We start from the raw sequence: 21,479 nt of genomic DNA, 5'->3' as shown, positions 1-21,479 counted from the left end.
GCAACAACATAAGCAACAACATAAGCAACAACATAAGAACAAAGTGATCAGCTTTAAATACATTTAAAAATAGACGATTTTATATGAAACGAGGGAAGAGATGAATCAAACGCCAAATGCAAATAGACATCATATAGGCATCTACGGCAATCGTAATGCTGGTAAGTCTTCGCTGTTCAACGCGATTATTGGCCAAGACATCGCAGTTGTTTCAGCGATTGAAGGTACAACGACAGATCCCGTTTTTAAAGCGATGGAACTGATTCCATTTGGACCTGTTGTATGGATCGATACAGCGGGATTAGACGATGAGGGAATCCTAGGAAATCTAAGGGTTGAAAAAACAAAAAAAATGTTACAAAGAACCGACTTTGCCATCTATGTGATGGACGGTATAGCATCAGATATCGAAGGGTATTTAAAGATGAAAGAAGTCTTTAAACGCCACAATATCCCACATTTTCTTGTGATTAATAAAAAGGATCTTATGACGGAGATTCATTTTCAACAGATAAAATCCTTAGATGAAGATAAAATGATCATCAGTACGCAATCGCTTTCGGATATTCACGATCTCAATGATGAAATTATCAAAAGACTTCAAACACTTGATGAAGAGTCGTCTTTAATTGGGGGGCTATTGCCTTACGGGTCAACTGTGGTAATGGTCGTACCTATCGATTCTGAAGCGCCGAAAGGGCGCATTATATTACCTCAAGTGCAGCTCATACGCGATTGCCTCGACCACGGAATAAAGTGTCATGTGGTACGGGATACAGAACTTGAAGAGACGCTTGCTGAACTTAATCGCGTCGACCTAGTGGTTACGGATTCTCAGGCATTTGCTGAGGTTAGCAAAATTGTACCGGAGTCTATCCCGTTGACGGGATTTTCAGTACTGATGTCTCGTCAAAAAGGGGATATAGAGCAACTCTTAGAAGGTGTTGAGGCACTTAAATCTTTAAAAATGGGTTCAAAAGTGTTAATTTCAGAGAATTGTACACACAATCATTCACATGAAGATATTGGACGTGTCAAAATTCCTCGACTCATTCATTCAAAAATTAACGAGGGCATCGAAATTGAGTTTGCTATGGGACATGATTTTCCAGAAGATGTATCTCAATATGACTTAATTGTGCATTGTGGTGCGTGTATGGTCAATCGTAAAACCATGCTTTACCGCATAGATCAAGCACAGTCAGTGGAAGTTCCAATCACCAATTACGGTTTGACATTGGCCTATTTTTCTGGAATACTTGAAAGAAGTATAGAGATTTTCAAAGATAGGATGTGAATCAAGGGTGAATCGATATTATGGTGTAAGTGATTACTTAAAAAAACGATATGGTGAAAAATTGGTGAAGTTATCTTTAGATGGTGGGTTTACGTGTCCCAATCGAGATGGCACATATTCAAGTGAGGGATGTATATTTTGTAGTGAAAGAGGATCTGGTGAATTTGCAGGTTCAATGGAGGCAGCAATTAAATCCAACGATTCATTTACAAAAGTTGAAGATCAGTTACACAGCCAAATGGCACTATTAGAGCATAAATGGCCCAATCACAACTATATCGCATATTTTCAAAATTACACCAATACGTATAAACCTATTGACGAGCTGAAAGAGTTGTACGATCGTGCATTAAATCATCCTAAAGTTAAAGCTCTTGCAATTGCCACAAGACCAGATTGCATTGAACCTAAACATGTAGAACTCATGCATCATTATCCTATGGCCTGGGTAGAACTTGGATTGCAAACGATTCATGATGAAAAGGCAAAATGGTTGAATCGACATTATGATTTACAAGATTTTGAACGTGCATTTTATCGCTTAAAAGAGGCAAATATTCCTGTCGTCGTACATTTGATCGTGGGATTGCCAGGAGAGACTAAGGGCGATTTTATCCGTTCAGTTCAGTATTTATCACGTATCCAACCTGCGGGTGTCAAATTTCATATGCTCAATGTATTAAAACATACAGGTTTAGAAAGACAGTTTCATGCACGCCCTTTTGAACTATTATCCTTAGAGACATATATCGATTGGATTTGTGATGCAATTGAATGGCTTGATCCGGAGATTGCAATACACAGACTCACTGGAGATGGTGAAAAAAACGCTTTGATTGCACCTCAGTGGATATTAAATAAGCGTGCAGTACTCAACGGAATTAATAAATGCCTTGTTGCGAGAAACACGCATCAAGGCATTCGACTAACGATGTAATGATATTAAAATAACGGCAAATTGTTCACGGATGCTAGGTTGATAACAATCAGCAGTATGGTTGCTGCGATGACTGTAGTCACGATAAGCGTCCAGTGGATGGTGCTGTTATTTTTTTTGACTTCTCTTAAGTTGAGGATAAGACCAGCAACACCTAAAATAATAACTGCTGCAGATAAAATGACTGCTACGGAAAGGTAGTAAGCATCCCAAATCTGTGGGCGATGGAAATCAAAAAAGTAATCTAAAACGTACATTTTTTTCGGTTGAGCGAATAAAAATGTGATCAAAGTGACAAAAATTAAGATCAAACTAGAAAGACTAATCAGTTGAAGGATGCGATATGACTTGGTCGTTGTATCGACTAAACCTTTCGAATCCACGTCAAAGAACTGGTTAATTTTATTACTCGTCTTTGGGTCGAGATGGATCATTTCGGTTTGTTTAGAATACAGATATTGAATGAGCAATCGCGAATCTTGTTCTGAGAGCCCGACGAACTGTATTCGGGTCAAGTAGCGGCGAATTTCAACTTGTGGCACACTATCGAGCACTTTGCATTTGAGTTCGAAAACCTTGGATTCGCTATAATCCGAGTCGAGTGCATTTTTGGGTTTAGGATTGGCATCAAATTGAATTGAAAATATGCTGCCAGCAGGAAGTTGAATAGGCGTTAGCGTCAACATCCCGGTGCAGCTGATATCTTTAGAAACCAACTCTTGCTGTACACCTTTATAGGTAAATGCGTAAGTATTGTAGATATTGACTCTAAAAGCAAGACGTCTTTGAATTTTTTCAGGTTTTGATATAACGTTTAAATCAATCGTGGAAAGTTCTTGAGAAAAATGTCGATCGACTACTTTACATGTGATAGAATATAAATCTTTATTGATTGCTTCTGAGGAGCAAAAGCAAACTTGAACGGTTTCACCAATATGAATATTGTAAACCAGACCGTGATAAATAGGTGCAATAATTCTAAAGATATTATCCTCTATGTTCCTTTCGATGACCGTTTTTAGAATGAGTTCTTGCATCCGATTTTCATCGTCACGAGTTTTTACTGTTACTTCAACTGAATGAGAGGGTAGAAGAAAGTTTGACAGATCCATTTTTAACCTCCGAGAGTATCGTTATTTTAACGCCATTTTTAATTGAATCGATGTTTATTTTAGTATTCTAAGGGTATGAATGTAGTATAACAAACCGCGTTGGTTTATTATAGATTGGATTCTAGGACGTTCTTTTAGGCATCGGCCTATTGCATCAAGATGAATTCCCAAAATGAATAAATTCCCTTTAACATAACTACCGTTAATCGAATGGGAGGAATGCTTATACAAAATGAATCGTTTATTACAACTGAATATGTAAAAATTTATCGTGCTAGAATCCAGTAAAATGGACTTTCATTCATATGATGAGAGTCCATTTTTTATGGGCTTAAGGCGTGTTCGAGTGACTTTTGTGGATTAACAATGAAATCGTCAGTACTCTATATTTCTATACTTTTTATATCTGTACTTTTAATTATGGAAATGAATTCATAAATCATTCGCGCGGTTAATCCCCAAACGGTATAATCCTTATAAGTATAAAACAAAATAGGGTATGACGCAAATTTGAAGTGGTATTCTTTTCCGCCAGGGATACTTTCAAATGGAAAATCTTCATCGAGATCAAAACGAGAGTTTGCTTGATACATCTGAGGTTCTGTATGAATTAAAAAATCCAATGGAATAGTAAAAAGAGAATCGACTTCGTCTTTTGAATACTCAATTTGGTTAAGCTCACAAGAAATTGAACCTACATAGCAGTGGATTAGCATCTCAAAACTCGTTAAAATGGAATTGATTTGACCCATTAACTGAATGGTATTTTGATCCAGATTTAACTCTTCACACGTTTCTCTTATGGCAGTTTTTTCAGGCGTTTCTCCGATTTCAACACGCCCTCCAGGAAAACATACCTCTCCAGGTTGCTGTTTGAGTTGATGTGAGCGCACTTCAAATAGAAGGTGATAGGTTCCTTCACATAAAATTAATGGAATAAAAACAGATGACTCTCGCTTTACACCTTTTACGTTAGGTGTAAAGCGATCGAGTACGGATTGTAAATGCGTTAATCGGAGTGAATTCATATTAAAACTCCTCGTGTATATGTGAGAAATGTAATATCTCAAACAGTAGTAATTGTTCTCATTTAAAATGAAATGAGGTATAATAAGGAAGAACTCAATTTCATCATACTATAAATGAGTCGATTTTGAAACAAGTGTTATTCATTTTGATAAGGAGCCTAAAATATGATCTATTTATTCATCGTTCTTGCAAAAATCGTAGAAGTGTCCATGGCGACAGTGCGAATGGTTTTGATCACAAAAGGTGAGAGAAAAATCGGATCAATTCTCGCTTTTTTCGAAGTGTCTTTGTGGGTTATTTTAGTGAGTTCCGTTTTGAATAAAATTTCTGAAGATCCACTCAAAATAGTGGCATATGCGTTAGGATTTTCAATTGGAAGCTATGTTGGCAGCTGGATAGAAGAAAAAATAGGCATCGGTTTAGCTGAGATGCAAGTGATTTTAAAAGAAGAACATGGAGATGCTGTAGCTGAAATGTTAAGAGAAATGGGTTATGCAGTCACTGTGTTAAAAGGTGAGGGTAAAAATCATCCAAGAAATATATTGCTAATGTACGTTCCTAGAAATAAAATAAAAGAGTGTGCAAAAAGTATCAGTCTTGCACAGCCCAATTCAGTGATTACAGTATCCGATAAAAAATCCATTTATGGTGGGTATGGGATGCTTCGTAAATAGAAATGTGAGGAAAAAATGAAATCAAATTATCAGATTAAATGCGTTCAAGTAGGTGATGTTTGTATTGGTGGAGATAAACCTGTCATCATTGCTGGGCCTTGTTCAGTGGAAAATAGAGATCAAATTATTCAAATTGCTGAAAGCGTTAAAATGTCAGGAGCAGATTTTCTAAGAGGTGGCGTTTTTAAACCTCGAACCAATCCATATGATTTTCAGGGGATGGGTTTAGACGGTTTAGAATATATGCTTGAAGCCAAGAGCATCACGGGCTTACCAATCATTACGGAATTGATGGACACACAATACTTAGATTTATTCGTTGAAAAAGTGGACATCATCCAAGTTGGTTCAAGAAATATGTATAATTACGCATTATTAAGTGCCCTTGGACAGACTAAAAAACCAATTCTTCTTAAACGCGGCTTCAGTGCGACCATCAAAGAATGGGTGTTGGCTGCAGAGCACATTATAAAAGGTGGCAATGAAAATATAATCTTCTGCGAACGTGGTATTCGTACCTTTGAAGACTACACTCGAAATACACTCGATTTGTCGGCTGTTCCAATTATTCAAAAAGAGACAGGTTTTCCTATTATTGTGGATCCTAGTCATGGGACTGGCGTTCGAGAGTTAGTTGGAATTATGTCAGAAGCAGCAATTGCTTGTGGTGCAAATGGTTTGATGATTGAAGCGCATATGAAACCAGAACTTTCGATATCTGATAAGGCACAAACGGTAGATTTAGACGAGTTATCTCAGATCATAAAAAGAATCAATCGCTATCAGCAGCTATAAAAAGATTCTATCACTATTAGCAACTATAATTAAACAACAAAAAGACAACCGGTATGGTTGTCTTTTTTAATGAATTCATCAGGATTTAATTTTGTAATTAGTTTGAGCCATTAGAGAAGAAATTCATATATTCGTTGTTTCTATCGATATACATAATAGTATCTTCGTCAATAGTCTCTTCGTATGACTTCATGGTTCTCCAGAATTTATAAAACTCTGGATCTTTGCTGAAGCCATTTGCATAGATCTCTAAAGCTGTAGCATCTGCTTCACCTTTGATTTTTTCAGATTCTTCAATAGCGCTCGATTTTATTTGAGCGACATTTCGATCCGTATCTGCAACTGTGTTTTGATAGATTTCAAGACCCTCTGAACGAATTTGTTGAGCAATCGCTTCACGTTCAGCAATCATTTTTTTATAAGTGGATTCAATATTCGAAGCAGGAACAACTGTTCTAAATACGTCTATATCTGCTAACTGAATACCTTGCGATGCTAAATTTTGATTTAATAAAACCATCGCTTCATTTAATACTTCATCTAACATGACTTTATTCGTTAAGAAATCCGTACTATTTAATCTGTTGATGCGATCGATAATAACTGAGTAAGTGATTTCATCAATTTTTTGATTTGCTCGTGTAACCGAACCAAGTGCAGATCGGAAAATACCTGGATGAGTAATTTGCCACTGAGCATACATATTGATTTCATATTTGATTTTATCTTTTGTATTGATTTTTGCAGTATTTGATACATAGGTCATAAGTTTACTTGTGTCAATATCAACTGTAGTGATAAAAGGTACTTTAAATTTTAAGCCTTTGTTTGTATCGATTACCACATCTTTAAATCTTGGATCTAGCTGACTTTGCTCCATTGCTTGCGTATTGCTTGCATCAACTACGACTTTTTTTATTTCACCTAACTCACGAACAGTTGCTATTTCGTCTTCTCTGACGATGTAAAAACAATTACTAACCAGTACGATTAGAGCAAATATCACGATTACGCCAAAAATAGTTTTCGCACTTGCCTTGGCGTGTTTTTTATAGTTTGGTTTTTGCTTCCCTGAAAAAGGATTTTCAAATTGTTCTTGAGACTCTTGTTTTGGTTCGCCTTGATTAATATTCATAATTAGTTACCTCCTTGTGTAGAAGTGGATTCTGCAGCTGGAGTTTGACCACCTTGAAGTGGCAAGAATTTTAACACATTGCTGCTATCTAAGTCGATAATGTATTTGTCTTTAACTTTTGAAAGGATGGTTTCCATTGTTTCGATATAAAGACGTGTTTTAGTGATATCTTGAGATAATTTGTATTTTTCGTACACTTGATTAAAGTTTGTGACATCACCTTTTGCTTGAGCGATTTTCTCAGCCTTATAAGATTCTGCTTTTTGAATCATTTGGTAAGCTTCAGCTCTTGCTTTTGGCAACATTTCATTTGAGTACTTATCTGCATTACTTTTGTAAGCATCTTTTTCATTAGATGCAATATTCACGTCATCATATGCGTATTGAACATCTTCAGGTAATAAGATATCAGTAAATTTGACATCTGTTAATGTGATTCCCACGTTGTATGTCGCGAGTTTTCTAGCTAAGTCGGGTTTGATTTCATTGGCGATGGTATCTTTATTGACCAATGCATCATCTAATAATTGTGTTTGAATATTGCTTCTTAATACACTTTCAAACGCAAGGCGAATGGTACCTTCTTGATCATCAACATTGTAATGATAAGCGGCTGGGTCAGTAATTTTATACTGGATGACCGCTCCGATATTGATGAGGTATGAGCCTTTTGTCAAAACGATTTGTTCACTATCTACATTTTGATATGTTGCGCCTTCAGATGTCGTAGGATCCGTCAAAGGACGATATCCGTATTGAAGAGAGTAGATTTCATTGGTTTTGTATACTGTTACACGGTCGATAAATGGTATTTTAAAGTGAAGTCCTGCTGTTTTACTCACTTCAATGAGTTCCCCAAAACGTTCAACAACTGCTTCTTCTGCGTTATCTAATGTATAATAACTACCGAAAAAAAAAGCAGCAATTACGACGAGCACAGGGATTAAAATAATAAATTTAGCTGATTTCATCAATGCCTCCTATTTTTAATAAATCACTATACATCTATCATATTCGTTTAGTAGGAAAATTACAATTAACAAATCATTAAGGAAAGGGTAAAATAGAGGCTGAGTTATTAAAAATTTATTATCAGAGGATTAAAGAAGGATAACCAAATATGAAAAAGATTTTCGACTATATCAACGAAATTAATCAAAAGATGAAAATACATCAAACAAGTGCATTTGCTGGACAGATGGCCTACTTTTTTGTTCTGTCTTTTTTTCCACTTTTGATTTTTTTAATCTCCATAGTTTCAAAACTTAACATCAATTATGAATACATTGTTGAAGGACTTCAAGAATTTCTTCCGTCGAATATCAGCGTGTTAATCACGGATTTTATCAGTCAAACGATCACTCTAAAAGGGACTGTTGTTTTGTCTGTGTCGGGTTTAACAACATTATATTCAGCATCAAGAGCTGTGAATGCACTTCAAAGAGTGGTGAATACATCTTATGAAGTCACTGAGACGAGAAATATACTATTTGTTAAATTAATCGGGATGTTCTATACTTTGATGTTTACCGTAATCATCGTCCTTTCTTTAATTATTCCGACACTTGCTAAAAATATCACATTATCAGTTGCAGAGTTTATGTCCATGGAGGTAGATACTGAGTTTGTGGTCTGGCTTGAGATGCTAAGAAATATTTTGCTATTTTCATGTGTGATCATAGTGATTGTAACAATTTATGCATTTTTACCTAACAAAAAAATGCACCTGAAGGAAATTATTCCAGGTACACTATTTGCATTATCGGGTTCTTTTGCAACCAATATGATATTTTCAAAAATCGTCGTACAGCTTACAGATTATTCTATTCTATATGGCTCTCTTTCAGCCATGATTGCTTTTATGGTCTGGGTTTATTTTTTGGCCCTAATTATTATCATTGGAGCTGAAATCAACGCACTTTATTTTACTAGACATAAACCTGAAAAATAGCGGATTTAAGCTTTAAAATCAATAATCATACCAACTTCAGATGAGCGGTCTGAAATGTTTTGAATTTTTAAGTGAATTGAAGACAGTTGTTCAATTAGACCTTTTGGAATTTTAAACAAAAATTCGAAAGCTTCTGGATGATCGCATAACATATTAAAGAAGGTATATCGATTGACTGTGAATTGATGTTTTTTATGTGTAATGCCAATCGCATGAAGTTCGTCTTCAAAATCATTGAGAATACTTTCAATAAGAAATTTAAAATGAGACAAGTGTTGCTGATCACAGTTTTCACTTGACTTTATTAATTCGTTGATGGCATCAATTAAATCAAGTGCGCCAGAGAAAACTTCTTCCTCATGTTGTTTATAAAACTGTCTTAATGAATGTTTGTCGCCGCTGTTCACAAGACGATGGTAGGATGCTTGAAGATTGTGTGCATTTGAATAGAAATGATCTAAAATAAATTCACGATTTCCAGAAGAGTGATCTGGTTGTAAGTGATTTTCGCCTTTACCATGTATTTGTGAAACTGTGTAGTGAGATTTCACTGACGAAGTATGATTGGTAGCAGTGTGTTGATAGTTATTAACTGAAGGGCTTTTAGTAATGTTAGACATAAAATCACTCCTTTCTGGATTAGATTTTTTTGCAAATTGATTCTATTCTATATATCGGCACTTATGTGTGAAATCATGAGGTTTTAGTTATGTAAACTCCTTGTTCTGAAAAATGTGCAAATAATTTGCAGAATTTTCAAAAAATACTTTTACTTTTTTTAAAAAGTGGTATAATAATATTAACAAACCAGTTCTTGAAAATGTTGAAATTATAGTCGTTAAAACGTTTTTTTAGTGTGTTATTTCAAAGGAGTGAGACCACCAAAAACAGTGATTTGATGAATTAGGAAATTTTCAGGAAAGAGTAAGATAATAATTGTTATGTGAGTTATGTAAACTGCATAAAGTTTTGTGCGACGTACCATGTTTCGGGATCACAAAGATTCCTTTTATAAGTTGGATCGTAGAATGCACAAGATGATATCTGAACTGGTTGTTAAAATATATTTTTTTAAGAAAGGATGAGTCCACCAGAATTGTTAGATAGTACAAATGAATTGGAAGTAAATATTTAAAAGAGCCTCTCGAATGAATTAACCGGAGAGGCTCTTTAATTTTGCTATTCTTTTAAATGAACAAAGAGGTTACACTGTTCGCTATTTCTCATTGCAGAAAGAATATTTTTTCTGCTAGACGGAACATCTTTGTATAAATTTTTCAAAAATTGATTCACATCTTCTCTTTTTGTCTTTCGATCCATTGGACACGGACTTTTGAGAATGGGAAGCTGATGTTCATGAATATAACCGATAATATCTGCTTCAGCAGTATCTAAAAATGGCCGAATAACGTGAATATTAGTACGAGATAAATAAGATTTATACTCTAAAGTATTCAGTTTGCCTGCATAAAGCATGTTTAGAAAGAGTGTTGAAACGGCATCGTCGGAATGATGTCCAAGTGCCAGATGTGTAAAATTAAAATCATTCATCGCTTGTGCAAGTGCACCTCTTCTCATATTCGCACAAAGTGCACAAGGATTCTTTTCATCTCGAATATCAAAAACAACTTTTGCAATTCCTGTTGGAATAATCTCATATCGAACATCTAATTGGGCACATAGGTTTTTAGCTTCTTCAAGATCGAAATTATCAAAACCCATATCGACAGTGAGCGCCATCAGTTCAAAATGAAATGGGCTAAAACTTTGAAAACGCTTCAATGCGTGCAATAATGCAATACTGTCTTTTCCACCTGAGAGGCCAACTGCAACGCGGCCTCCTTCGGGTATTAATTCTTTTTCTTGTATGGTTTTACGCATACTTCCTAAAACATTTCCCATCATATTTCCTTTTCTTACGGTGTTTGATTTTCAGTGGATTCAGTTGTTTCTGTTGTGTCTTTACTTGCTTTATAGTCGTACGTTACAGCATAGGGTTTGCTCCAGTTTCCGTCTTTGTCTTTTACTTTCAGAACAATTTTATAGGTGCCTTCGGTTTGAAAAACAGGGAACAAATTTTCGTCACTGAACGTCTGAACTAAAGTGTTTGAATAGTAAATTTCCCAGGTATATCGATCGATATTTTTGCCCCCAGTTGATTGATTCATGCAAGCAATTTTTTCATTGCGCAAAGATTCGATTTCAAACTTCGCAACAACAGGTTCGTTTTGGAATAGTCCTTTTAAACCGCTGGCAATTAAAAAGAGAGAACCAATGACAAGAACTGCAACAAGGAACATTTTAACATTTATCTTGCGATTTTTACGAGGGGGTTCAAGGTCATCAAATATTTGAGACATATCATTATCGAGTAAATCATCTTCTTCATCATCTTCCCAAACCCGTGTTTTTACCGGTTTGGATGCTTTAGGAAGGGATTCTGGTAAATGAGCATCTTCTTCATAAATCGCTTTAAATGACTTCGTGTTATTTTTACTTTTTTCTAATCGTCTCAATCGGTTTAATTCTTCAAGAGCATCTTCATCATCAAAAATTTCATCTTGAAGGGTCGATTTAAATAAGGCATCCTCATCTGAAGAGAGTGTTTCAGTAAACAGTGTATTCACACTCAACGGTGCATCTTCACTCAATAGTGTATCCACATCTTCAGTTGAATTTTCCAAAATAGACGCATTTGGAGTTTCGTTTGCTTCGTTGAATGAATCCTCAAGATCAAGTGAATCATTTACAGGATCAGGAGTGGAATCGTTAACTAGATCATCACCATCAAATTTGCCATTTAATTTTTCATCAGCATCAAAATCTTCATCAGCATCAACATCATCGTCTTCGTCAATTTCATTCTGACTTTCTACATCTTCAGTGGTTTTATTCATCCAACTCATAATATGAGATGGATGAGAATTAGTATCTTCTGATGTAGAAGACGGTGTAGTTGAACGACTTGATAGCAACTCAGCTAACTCACTTTGAAGTTCATCGTGAATAAGTACAGGTTTTTCAATAGCTGAAAGCGATACAAGTGACTCAGCCTTTTTATTGCGTTCAATTTCAGTTTTGGTTAAATGAATTGGGGGACCAGCCTCTAAGTCATTGATGATAATGGTGTATTCTGAATTAATCGATTCAAGTGCTTCCGGTTTCTCAAAGATAAAGACGTCTTTAAATTGATTTTTAAGTACTTCGAAAGAACTAAATTGATGATTTCCAAGTAGAAGATTATCAATAAATTGACTATGATATCCATCTGCATCATGCAAAATACATTCAATCGTCTTTCCAACTTGCTTAAAGACATCGGTTAATGAATACGATTTTGTGAGCGTATAATCAATCAATTCTCTAAATGCCATACCATCATCAGATATCAGTAGTTGCTCATCATCGACGAGTTGTATTTTAATAGCATTCGGAAACGAATCGTATTTTTCGATGAGTTTTAAGTACTCATAGACAATTTGTACGCGATCGTCATAATCTAAACGCGATTTCTTTATAAAATTTTTAATGGAATGTCCTTGTTGTTCTTTTAAGATGATATGAAGTTTTCCATCTTCTTCTATGAGGGCAACATAATTGTGTAAATGTTCAGATGCAAGATGTTTTGTTGCAATAGACATTTTATCTGGAGTAAAAAGTGTGATAAAAAACACCTTACTTTGTGTCGGTTCATGTATCGCTTTTGAAAAACAAATATCATTGTCTTCATATAGTAGTTTCCACGATTTGAAATGCTTAAGGTTCATCGAGACCTCCGGTTTTTTCATCTGCTACTATTTTAGCATATCTCATGCAGACTTGCATGGAAAATAATTGAAATCAGATGAGGTTTTTAAATGAGTCATTGTACCTATATGTTGTATTTACACAGTTTTTTATTTCAATAATTCTACAATATAATGGATTGTTTGTCTATGGTGTATTATAATTAAAGGGACAATCATTTTGATATAAATAAGATCAAAAGAGAGATTTAAAGACTTGTGGAAAGGGCATCATGACTTTTCTTAACTTAATAAATTGCCAATAATTTGGTGAAATGACCCGCTTTTACAATGGTCACTTAGGAGGAAAAAATGAGATTTTTACATCTTTCAGACATTCATATAAATGCAGGATTCTCTGCAAAAACAGAATCCGTTCGAACGAGACTCAAAGAGGGATTAAGACACTCTTTTTCTAGAGCAATCGATTACGTTCTAGAAGAAAACTTAGAAGGCTTAATCGTTGCAGGTGATTTTTTTGATCATGATAAAGTATCGTTTAAAGATGAAGTCTATTTAACAGATACATTATTAAAACTCTTAAATCATCAGCGAAAGATATTTTGGGTAACTGGTAACCATGATCCGATGAACACGATTCGATTTCATCATGAGGTCGTGAAACATCCAAACTTTTTTATCTTTGAAGAGGATCGTTATAATAAAGTGGAACTTATGAGTCTTAACAATGAACCCTATTGCGTTGTAGGAATTGGACACAAATCTAAAAATGAAAAGCGCAATTTGATCAAAGAATTTCCTGTGAAAAATTCAACTATTCCTTGGATTGGCATTGCACATGCCAGTGTTCCTTCTGCACAAACAACTGCTGATAAAGAAAGCTATATGGCAGTCGCATTGGCGCAAATAGAAGCACTTGGTTATGATTATTTTGCACTTGGACATATTCACATTCGACAACAGCTCACGTCCAACATTGCATATTCTGGGAATATACAAGGGCTAAACATCAAGGAGACGGGAAATAGAGGCGGTTTTGAAGTGTCAGTGACGGATCACGGGACGATTTTAACGCCGGTTGATTTTAATGAGATTCTATGGGATCAACTTACAGTAAACGTTGATGAAACCATAGAAACGATTGACAGTTTACACTCTTTACTGACAAATCAGATTATGAACTTGGTCAATCAGTATCCAAAACCAGCAAGCAGCATGATTTTTAGGGTTCATTTAGAGGGAAAGACTGTTCTTAAAAAACAAATTCAAGAAACAGAAAATTTGCGCTTTCTTGAAGCTTCAATACAAGCCAAGACAGGAATCCTTGATGTAGAGATTAAATCTGAACGTTTATCGGGTCTTTATAAACTTGAGAAATTATGTGATGAAAATACGGTCTTATCTTTAATCTTGAAGCAGATTAATAATAATGCCTATGATGATATATTGTTAGAGAAACTCTGTGAGTTACCTATTTTTGATCGCCAAATGGTAAAAGCAGAGAAAATTCAGTATCTTAATCAAATGAGTTCAATCTTACAAGATGAAGTGATACAAAGAATGGTGGTGGACAAAAATGAGGGTTAATCGCCTTAATTATAAAGTATATGGAAAGTTAATTGATAAGAATATTGAATTGAATGAGGGGTTGAATATTCTATACGGAGAAAATGAGGCGGGTAAATCCACTATTTTTAATAGTCTTTATACGTTATTTTATGGATTTGAGACAACCAATCGTGACAAACACCCGTATACCAACTGGACAAAAAACGAAATACATTTTTCTTCAGAAATTCAAGTAAAGAACGAACTTTTTGACGTTGAACGGCGTCTAATGAGTGTGCCCAAAGCGAGTATCGTAAACAAAGAAACAAATTTTGTACAAACATTGAGAAATGAAGCGCTTCCATTTATCTCAAATATTAGTGATTCACTTTATAAATCGGTGTTTCATTTATCTTCTGAAAGCTTAAATCAAATGGAGAAGCAGTCTTGGGAGAGCATTCAAGAAAAGTTGATTTTTAACTATGGAACAGAGTATCTGCAAAAAACATCCGATGTTTTAGCGAAACTAGAGCAAGATATTAACAGTCTTTGGAGAAAAGATAAACGCGGAAATCCCAAAATCAATCAACTGCAAAGCGACATTTCGGCACTTAAACTTGAAAAAATTCAGATTGAGCAAAGCTATGAACAGATAAAGGAAAAGTCTGAGCGACTGGAACAAAGTCGACAGAGATTACGACAAATTCAAGAGGAAAAATCAAATCAAACACTTCAAATGAAGCATATCAACAAGTATTTACCAATGGTTGAACGGCAAAATCGTTTAAAAATGTTAGAAAATTCTTTGGTTCAACCGAATGTGTTCAGGAGTATGCCAACTCATATTGATACTCAATACAAAGAACTTTCAAGACAAATTGAAGATTTGAGCCAAAAAATTGCGTCAATTGATGAGCAGTTAAAGAGCGTTCGTGGCGACCTTTATCGTTATTCGGATTATGATCATAAATTGATTGCTTTTAAGCAAGATTCCGAGAGTTTGGTGATCATGCTTGGTGAACTCAAACAATTAGATCAAGAAGAGCATGCGAAAGCAGAAGAACACATAAAATATAGCGATAAAGCAGAAAATCAGTACGTACAGTTGTTTGAGATACCCTTTGCGAAGGAACAAGCAGATGCCATAAAAAAAATATCTGTAATTGAGGTTATGTCATCGGTTCAAAAATTGATTGAGACACATGATAAAAATGAGCTGACGCGTGCTCAAGAAAGTGAAAACCGAAAGAAGAATAATGCGTATCATTACATTCTAATGGCATTTGGAGTGCTTTTAATGGGACTTGGAATTGCAATAGAACCAATCCGCGTTGTTGCTTTACTTGGAATGGGACTTTTAGGATTTTCTCTTGCAAAAGTCGATTTTAAAGGACGTAATAAAACTTTCGACTTTGCTGATGAAACACAGTATAGAACGCGCATACAAGAATTGTCTTTCGGAATTCAATATCCTGAGTATGTTTATCATGATACGAGTTTTAGATTTTTCAATAAACTCGAACAACTCATAACGAGTCTTTATGAGGCTGAGCAAGCGTATGAAAAGTGGTCACAAGCGAAGGATAGAATTCAATCACTTGAAAATGACATTGAACAAATTTTGACTCACTATCAGTTGGATACATCTCGTGGTGGCAGAATCAGTGCACAATTTGCATTAGCACAATTAAGCCATTTAGCGGAAACTGAAGTTGATGAGCAAAAGAAACAGTTGAAAATAGAGCAGCTCATTTCCACTCAAAATGAGTATCTAAACGAGAAATCAATTCGACTTGAAGCTTTAAAGCAGATTGAGGAGACGTTATCACTATTAGGATGTCATCAAGTGGACGATGCGCTAGCGTTGTTTGAGAAAAACAAACAAACAGATCAGAAAATTCGCTTGTTATTAGAAGAAGTGGAGATGAGTTCACTTGAGAATATTCGAGTTGATGAAATAACAGAGGACGCCTTGGAAATCTGCGAGAAAACACTTCTTGAGTTACAGAGTGAAGAAAAACAGTTAAATGAACTGGTTCAGACAATTCAAATGGAAATCTTTAAATATAATGAACTTCGAACCATTGATGAAATTGATAGTGAGTTGCTGAATATGGAAGAACAGTTAAATTTATGGATTGAAGAACGCAACAAATGGATGATTGTGTATGAAATCATTAAACATTCAGACGAAGCCTACAGGTTATTGAATCAACCAGATTTAATTACACATGTCAGTCAGTATATGAAACGTATGACGGATGGTAAGTATTCTGAGGTTCTCATCAGTGAAGAAAATGGTTTCTTTGAGCTCCAATTCCTTGTAGAGGGTGAAATAATGCCGATTTCAAAAGCGTTCAGTAAAGGAACGATACAACAGTTGTTCTTTGCATTTAGAATGGCGGTGATTGATTCACTTGATCCAGAAGGTGTGTTGCCATTTGTACTAGATGAGACTTTTGTACACTGGGATAACAGTCGATTGGTTCGAACGATTGAACTTCTGAAAGAGATTAGTTTTAAAAGACAAATTTTATGTTTTACTTGCCACAAGTCGTTGGCAGAAAAAATGGCACAAACAGCTGATATACAGATGATTGAGGTGGCGGTATGAGTAAAGAAATTTTAGATCAACTTCAATTTGAGAAAAATAAACGAGAGATTTTAAAACAAAACGCATCTAGTCAAACGAAACCCAAAATTCAGTTTGAAGATCAGGAGAGTAAAAAATATGCATGGGAGTATGAACTCGAACGTTATAAAAAAGATAAATTAAAAAGTCGCTTTTTTATGTTCGGATCGATTTGTGGCATTTTAGCGCTTATATTGACAATTGTATTCAATTGGGAACACATCTTAGGTCTTTTTATATAGAAAACTGCCTTGTTTTTAAAACGTTAAAAGATTTCTAATGAAAATTTAAGTTTTTTCTTAAGAAACTTCAAGATGATAAGGATATAATGAAATAGAATGTGAGAATCTGTCAGAAAGGAGGTTGAAGCGTGGTACAAAAAGAAAGAAAATCGACAAGTGTGATTGAAGTTAAAAATCTTCGTAAAGTCTACAAAATTGGAAATGAAAAGGTTGTTGCACTTAACAACATTAATTTATCCATTAACAGAGGCGAAATTTGCTGTATATTAGGAACCTCAGGTTCTGGTAAATCCACTTTACTTAATATGATGGCGGGTTTAGAAAAACCAACTAAAGGAACTGTTGAAATTAAAGGTCATGCCATTGAGAAAATGAATGAAAAGAAGTTGGCACAGTTTAGACAAAAGTATATCGGCTTTATATTTCAATCCTATAACTTAATGGGGGCATTAACAGCACTGGAAAACGTTGCAATGCCACTTATATTTAGAGGAACACCAAAATCTATTCGAGAAAAAGCAGCAAAAAAATCATTGAAAATGGTTGGGCTAGGTGATCGTTATAAGCATAAGCCGAATCAGATGAGTGGAGGTCAACAGCAACGCGTCGGCATTGCGCGTGCATTTGTTGGAAATCCAGAGATTATTTTTGCAGATGAACCTACGGGTAACCTTGATACGAGAACGTCCATTGAAATCATGCATATTATGTGGAAGATGGCTCGTGAAAAGCAACAAACCATTATCATTGTAACGCATGATTCAGAGGTTGCACTATATGCAGACAAAGTTGTGAATATTCGAGATGGAGATATACAAAGTATCGATATAAGAGACGCAGATGACGTCTATGATAAGTATATTAAACCCTATGAAGAAAGTTACAGTCATCCTCAAATTCCAGAAGATATGCAACAACGATTATTAAAAGAATCCGGTAAACAAGACTTGTTAAACAGTGAAAATACAGAAGTAAGTGAATAGGGAAAGGGGAATACCATGAGAAATACAGTCAAAAAATCCATTTCGTGGGTTTTAATTATGATAATTGCATTGGGATCGTTTAGCTATGCTGCAAATGATCCGTCACAACCCATCTTAGGGGTTCTTGCAGATGAAAAAGTCCAAGTATTTAAAGCAGGAGAAAAATCAACTTTTACAGTGAGCCTTAAAAATACGTCATCAATTGGTGCAAGTGATTTGGTATTAACATTAAAAGGAAATCATCCTTTTAGAAGTGATATTGCAAATTTAACAAAAAAAGTAACTTATTTAAATCCAAATGACGTTGCTAAAGTAACGTTTGACGTTACCACAAGTCCAACTGCGACTTCAAAAGTGTATGAATTTGAACTACAAATTAACTATAGTAATTATGTTGAAGGAAGTTATACGACAACAGAAAAAGTATATGCACGCGTTGAAAATGGCAATTTACAACCAATCGTTGGAGTAAATTCATACAATACATCACAAGATGAATTGGCATCAAACACGCCAGATTCATTGGTACTTAAACTGTTAAATTCAGGAAATACTGTTGCAAGAGATGTCAAAGTAACCATTTCTGGATTTTCAAATGAAGGCGTTGTTCTTTATAAAGAGACAGATACAAAATTTGTAAAGTCAATTGATGCAAATTCAACGGAACTTGTCTATTTCAATATTGTCGCAGGAAAGGATGCCGTTCAAAAAACTTATCCCATCACCGTCTCTATGACATATAACGACGATATTGGAAATGAGTTCAAAAAAGAATCGGTTGCCTATGTGAGTGTAGAAGGCAAAACGGCAACCAATGCAAACTTAGAAATTAAAGACGTAAAATTTCCAAGTTCTGTCAAAGTCAATGAAAATTTTACTGTTTCATGCGTGGTGGAAAACAAAGGAGATGTAGAGCTTAAATCGGTAGATGTGACTTATGAGTATGCAGCTGGCTTTATTGCGAAAACGCCAGCGAAAGTAGTCGTTAAAAATCTTGCGCCTAAGGCAAAGCAAGAAGTAAAGTTCACTTTAATGGCAAAAACAGATACCGTTACAGAAAGCTACCACAATTACATTAAAGCGACATTTGTACCAAAGGGTGAAAAGGTTGAAAACGCACAAACTGTACAAGAGTATGTGGGAATTTACGTTCAAGGAAAAGACACATCAGAAGGCAGTAAACCTAAATTAATTGTTGAAAACTATGAGTATGGTGGAGAATATGTTTATGCGGGTCAAAATTATCCATTGACTATTAGTATTAAAAACACAAGTAAAACTGAAAGCACTAAAAATATCAAAGTAACATTAACAAGTGAAGAAAATGTATTTACCCCAGTGGCATCATCATCTTCATTCTTCATCAATAGCATTGGACCTGGAGAAGTTTACACGGAAACCATTGAGTTAAAAACAAAAGTGGATGCAAATGTGAAAATCTATACAGTAACGGCTAAAATGCAATATGAAGATGGTAAAGGGAATTCTTACGACGCGAATAAAGTCGCTTATGAAGAAACTGAAACATTGAGTGTAGCGGTTGCGCAACCAGTTAGACTTGAAACCGGCGATATGGTGATTCCTATGGAAGCATATGTTGGTCAACCGTTTACAGTTGAACAAGAGTTTTATAATATGGGAAAATCCATTATGTATAACATGATGGTTAAGTTAGAAGGTGCTGAATCAGCTGAAAGTAATTACTTTGTAGGTAATTTCGAGGCTGGCAGAAGCGATCGTTATTCTGCAACAGTGACACCTTTTGAAACGGGAACATTTAATGGAAAACTCGTTTATAAGTTCGAAGATGCACTAGGCACAATTACTACTGTTGAAAAAGAGTTCACTTATACAGTAATGGAAGCAGCTCCATATGTAGATCCAACAATTCCACCCGTTGATCCAACGATTCCAGAGGACGGTAAAGACAAATTACCGATGTGGAAAATTGCAGTAGGTGCTGCTGTTGCACTAATCGTTATTGGGATCATCATCAAGATGATCTTAAAACGCAAACGTTTAAAAAAGGAGATGGAGGATTTAGATGAATAGTATTGATCTCGCTTTGATGGGCATAAAGAATTTATTGCGTCGAAAAGCTAGAACAATCCTCACGGTCCTTGGTGTCGTCATCGGAACTGCATCCATTGTCGTCATGGTATCATTAGGTCTTGGTATGGACATTGCATTTAAAGAACAACTCGAGCAATTTGGTAGTTTGACGATGATTGATGTGAGTGCAAATTCTTACTATGAAGGCGGTACTTCAAATAAATCTGAAGACAGTAAAATACTGTTAGATGATGAAGCAATTGCCTCAATTGAAGCATTAGAAAATGTCGAGTATGCTGTGGGATTTAAGCGTTTCGATTCAAAATTGTATTCAGGAAAATTTGAAAGTTATACAAGTATAAAAGCAGTGGATTTTGACAAACTTAAGAAAATGGATATTGAACTTAGCAGTGGCGTTATGCCTACTAAAGAAGGCAAAAATGAAGTGTTGGTTGGTTTTTATGTCAACACGAGTTTTTACAATCCGAAATCTCGAGATCCATGGATGAATCCGCCAGTATTAGATGTCTTTAAAGACAAAATTGAGATGATTCCCAATTCAGAGTATTATGACAAAAAGCGTCCAAAAGGATATATATTGACTCCAACGGGCGTGACAACTGAGATGAACTGGGCATATTCAAGTGACGTATTTATGGACTATGATACCTTTGTCAAATTGAAAAAAGAATTTGAGCGAAAAAATAAAAAGCCAAATGATGGCACAAATCCAAACACCAGTAGCTCAAATAAAAAAGTTAAAGAAAACAAATACGATGAACTTAAAGTCAATGTAGCTGAAATTGAAGATGTAAAAGAGGTACAAGACGCTATCAAAGAGATGGGTTTTCAAGCCTATAGTATGACAGAAGCGCTTGAACAAAATAAAAAGACATCTAGTATGATTCAAGCAGTTTTAGGTGGTATTGGCGCAGTTTCGCTGTTTGTTGCTGCTATTGGGATCACCAATACCATGGTTATGTCAATTTACGAAAGAACCAAAGAAATCGGAGTAATGAAGGTTATTGGCGCTCAAGTAAGAGACATTAAGAGACTCTTCTTGTTTGAGTCTGCAATGATTGGATTAATCGGAGGTATCGTCGGGATCGGGTTGAGTTATGGGACCTCCCAGCTGATTAATCAAGTCCTTGCCAATATGAGCAATGGCCAAGAGTATTCAGGTATGGCCCTATCATCTTATATACCTGCATGGCTCGCACTAGCTGGTATGAGTTTTTCAACCATGGTTGGTTTAGTGGCAGGTTATTATCCTGCGGTTAGAGCGACTAAGTTAAGTGCATTGGAAGCCATTCGAACAGAGTAAATGTGATGAAGTCAATTTATAC

At 35.4% G+C, this 21,479-nt stretch carries 18 protein-coding genes; 11 read left to right on the top strand and 7 right to left on the bottom strand.

Features of this window, described 5'->3' with window-relative positions:
• Positions 1-100 precede the first annotated feature (100 nt).
• Both hydF and mnmL read left to right on the top strand, forming a co-directional pair.
• Positions 101-1,297, top strand: coding sequence for a [FeFe] hydrogenase H-cluster maturation GTPase HydF (gene hydF, locus ACZ41W_RS06620; RefSeq protein ID WP_464314082.1), 1,197 nt, complete (start codon positions 101-103; stop codon positions 1,295-1,297).
• A 7-nt stretch (positions 1,298-1,304) separates the two neighbouring features.
• Positions 1,305-2,234 carry a tRNA modification radical SAM protein MnmL/YtqA gene (mnmL, locus tag ACZ41W_RS06615; protein ID WP_464314081.1) on the top strand — a complete coding sequence of 310 codons (930 nt, stop codon included), beginning with the start codon at positions 1,305-1,307 and terminating at the stop codon, positions 2,232-2,234.
• A 5-nt stretch (positions 2,235-2,239) separates the two neighbouring features.
• Here the strand turns inward: mnmL and ACZ41W_RS06610 are convergent, their stop codons facing one another.
• On the bottom strand, positions 2,240-3,346 hold the full coding sequence (locus ACZ41W_RS06610; protein ID WP_464314080.1) for a PilZ domain-containing protein: 1,107 nt from the start codon (positions 3,344-3,346) through the stop codon (positions 2,240-2,242).
• A gap of 383 nt (positions 3,347-3,729) precedes the next feature.
• Positions 3,730-4,374, bottom strand: a complete 645-nt coding sequence (locus tag ACZ41W_RS06605) for an NUDIX hydrolase (RefSeq protein ID WP_464314079.1) — start codon at positions 4,372-4,374, stop codon at positions 3,730-3,732.
• Between the two features lie 165 nt (positions 4,375-4,539).
• Here ACZ41W_RS06605 and ACZ41W_RS06600 point away from each other — a divergent pair, with 165 nt between their 5' ends.
• Positions 4,540-5,049, top strand: a complete 510-nt coding sequence (locus ACZ41W_RS06600) for a DUF2179 domain-containing protein (RefSeq protein WP_464314078.1) — start codon at positions 4,540-4,542, stop codon at positions 5,047-5,049.
• Between the two features lie 15 nt (positions 5,050-5,064).
• On the top strand, positions 5,065-5,844 hold the full coding sequence (gene aroF / locus ACZ41W_RS06595) for a 3-deoxy-7-phosphoheptulonate synthase (RefSeq protein WP_464314077.1): 780 nt from the start codon (positions 5,065-5,067) through the stop codon (positions 5,842-5,844).
• 97 nt (positions 5,845-5,941) lie between these two features.
• Here aroF and hflC read toward each other — a convergent pair whose 3' ends face one another.
• Together hflC and hflK are read right to left on the bottom strand one after the other, a co-directional pair.
• On the bottom strand, positions 5,942-6,979 hold the full coding sequence (gene hflC, locus ACZ41W_RS06590; RefSeq protein WP_464314076.1) for a protease modulator HflC: 1,038 nt from the start codon (positions 6,977-6,979) through the stop codon (positions 5,942-5,944).
• Between the two features lie 2 nt (positions 6,980-6,981).
• The gene (hflK, locus tag ACZ41W_RS06585; protein ID WP_464314075.1) at positions 6,982-7,950 is read right to left on the bottom strand and encodes an FtsH protease activity modulator HflK; all 969 of its coding nucleotides are present in this window, start codon (positions 7,948-7,950) and stop codon (positions 6,982-6,984) included.
• A 149-nt stretch (positions 7,951-8,099) separates the two neighbouring features.
• Here hflK and ACZ41W_RS06580 point away from each other — a divergent pair, with 149 nt between their 5' ends.
• Complete coding sequence (locus ACZ41W_RS06580) at positions 8,100-8,930, top strand: YihY/virulence factor BrkB family protein (RefSeq protein ID WP_464314074.1); 831 nt, start codon at positions 8,100-8,102, stop codon at positions 8,928-8,930.
• A 5-nt stretch (positions 8,931-8,935) separates the two neighbouring features.
• Here the strand turns inward: ACZ41W_RS06580 and ACZ41W_RS06575 are convergent, their stop codons facing one another.
• From ACZ41W_RS06575 to ACZ41W_RS06565, 3 genes are all read right to left on the bottom strand, one after another.
• A complete protein-coding gene (locus tag ACZ41W_RS06575) occupies positions 8,936-9,550 on the bottom strand; it encodes a hypothetical protein (RefSeq protein ID WP_464314073.1) in 615 nt (204 codons plus the stop codon).
• Between the two features lie 559 nt (positions 9,551-10,109).
• Positions 10,110-10,832, bottom strand: coding sequence for a tRNA lysidine(34) synthetase (locus tag ACZ41W_RS06570; RefSeq protein ID WP_464314072.1), 723 nt, complete (start codon positions 10,830-10,832; stop codon positions 10,110-10,112).
• A 14-nt stretch (positions 10,833-10,846) separates the two neighbouring features.
• Positions 10,847-12,697, bottom strand: coding sequence for a hypothetical protein (locus ACZ41W_RS06565; RefSeq protein ID WP_464314071.1), 1,851 nt, complete (start codon positions 12,695-12,697; stop codon positions 10,847-10,849).
• 330 nt (positions 12,698-13,027) lie between these two features.
• Between ACZ41W_RS06565 and ACZ41W_RS06560 the strand changes: the two genes are divergently transcribed.
• From ACZ41W_RS06560 to ACZ41W_RS06535, 6 genes are all read left to right on the top strand, one after another.
• Positions 13,028-14,263, top strand: a complete 1,236-nt coding sequence (locus ACZ41W_RS06560; protein WP_464314070.1) for a metallophosphoesterase family protein — start codon at positions 13,028-13,030, stop codon at positions 14,261-14,263.
• The gene (locus tag ACZ41W_RS06555; RefSeq protein ID WP_464314069.1) at positions 14,253-16,838 is read left to right on the top strand and encodes an AAA family ATPase; all 2,586 of its coding nucleotides are present in this window, start codon (positions 14,253-14,255) and stop codon (positions 16,836-16,838) included. Before ACZ41W_RS06560 ends, ACZ41W_RS06555 begins: the two co-directional genes overlap by 11 nt.
• Positions 16,835-17,098: a hypothetical protein gene (locus ACZ41W_RS06550; protein ID WP_464314068.1), complete on the top strand. Its 264-nt coding sequence runs from the start codon at positions 16,835-16,837 to the stop codon at positions 17,096-17,098. The genes ACZ41W_RS06555 and ACZ41W_RS06550 overlap by 4 nt, the downstream gene beginning before the upstream one ends.
• 128 nt (positions 17,099-17,226) lie before the next feature.
• Complete coding sequence (locus ACZ41W_RS06545) at positions 17,227-18,081, top strand: ABC transporter ATP-binding protein (RefSeq protein WP_464314067.1); 855 nt, start codon at positions 17,227-17,229, stop codon at positions 18,079-18,081.
• Positions 18,082-18,096: 15 nt separating this feature from the next.
• Positions 18,097-20,133: a COG1361 S-layer family protein gene (locus ACZ41W_RS06540; protein ID WP_464314066.1), complete on the top strand. Its 2,037-nt coding sequence runs from the start codon at positions 18,097-18,099 to the stop codon at positions 20,131-20,133.
• A complete protein-coding gene (locus ACZ41W_RS06535) occupies positions 20,126-21,457 on the top strand; it encodes an ABC transporter permease (protein WP_464314065.1) in 1,332 nt (443 codons plus the stop codon). The genes ACZ41W_RS06540 and ACZ41W_RS06535 overlap by 8 nt, the downstream gene beginning before the upstream one ends.
• Positions 21,458-21,479 lie beyond the last annotated feature (22 nt).

This window comes from Fusibacter fontis, assembly GCF_055378735.1.
The sequence above is the reverse complement of the archived record's forward strand: the minus strand, read 5'-3'. Positions and strand labels throughout refer to the sequence as shown.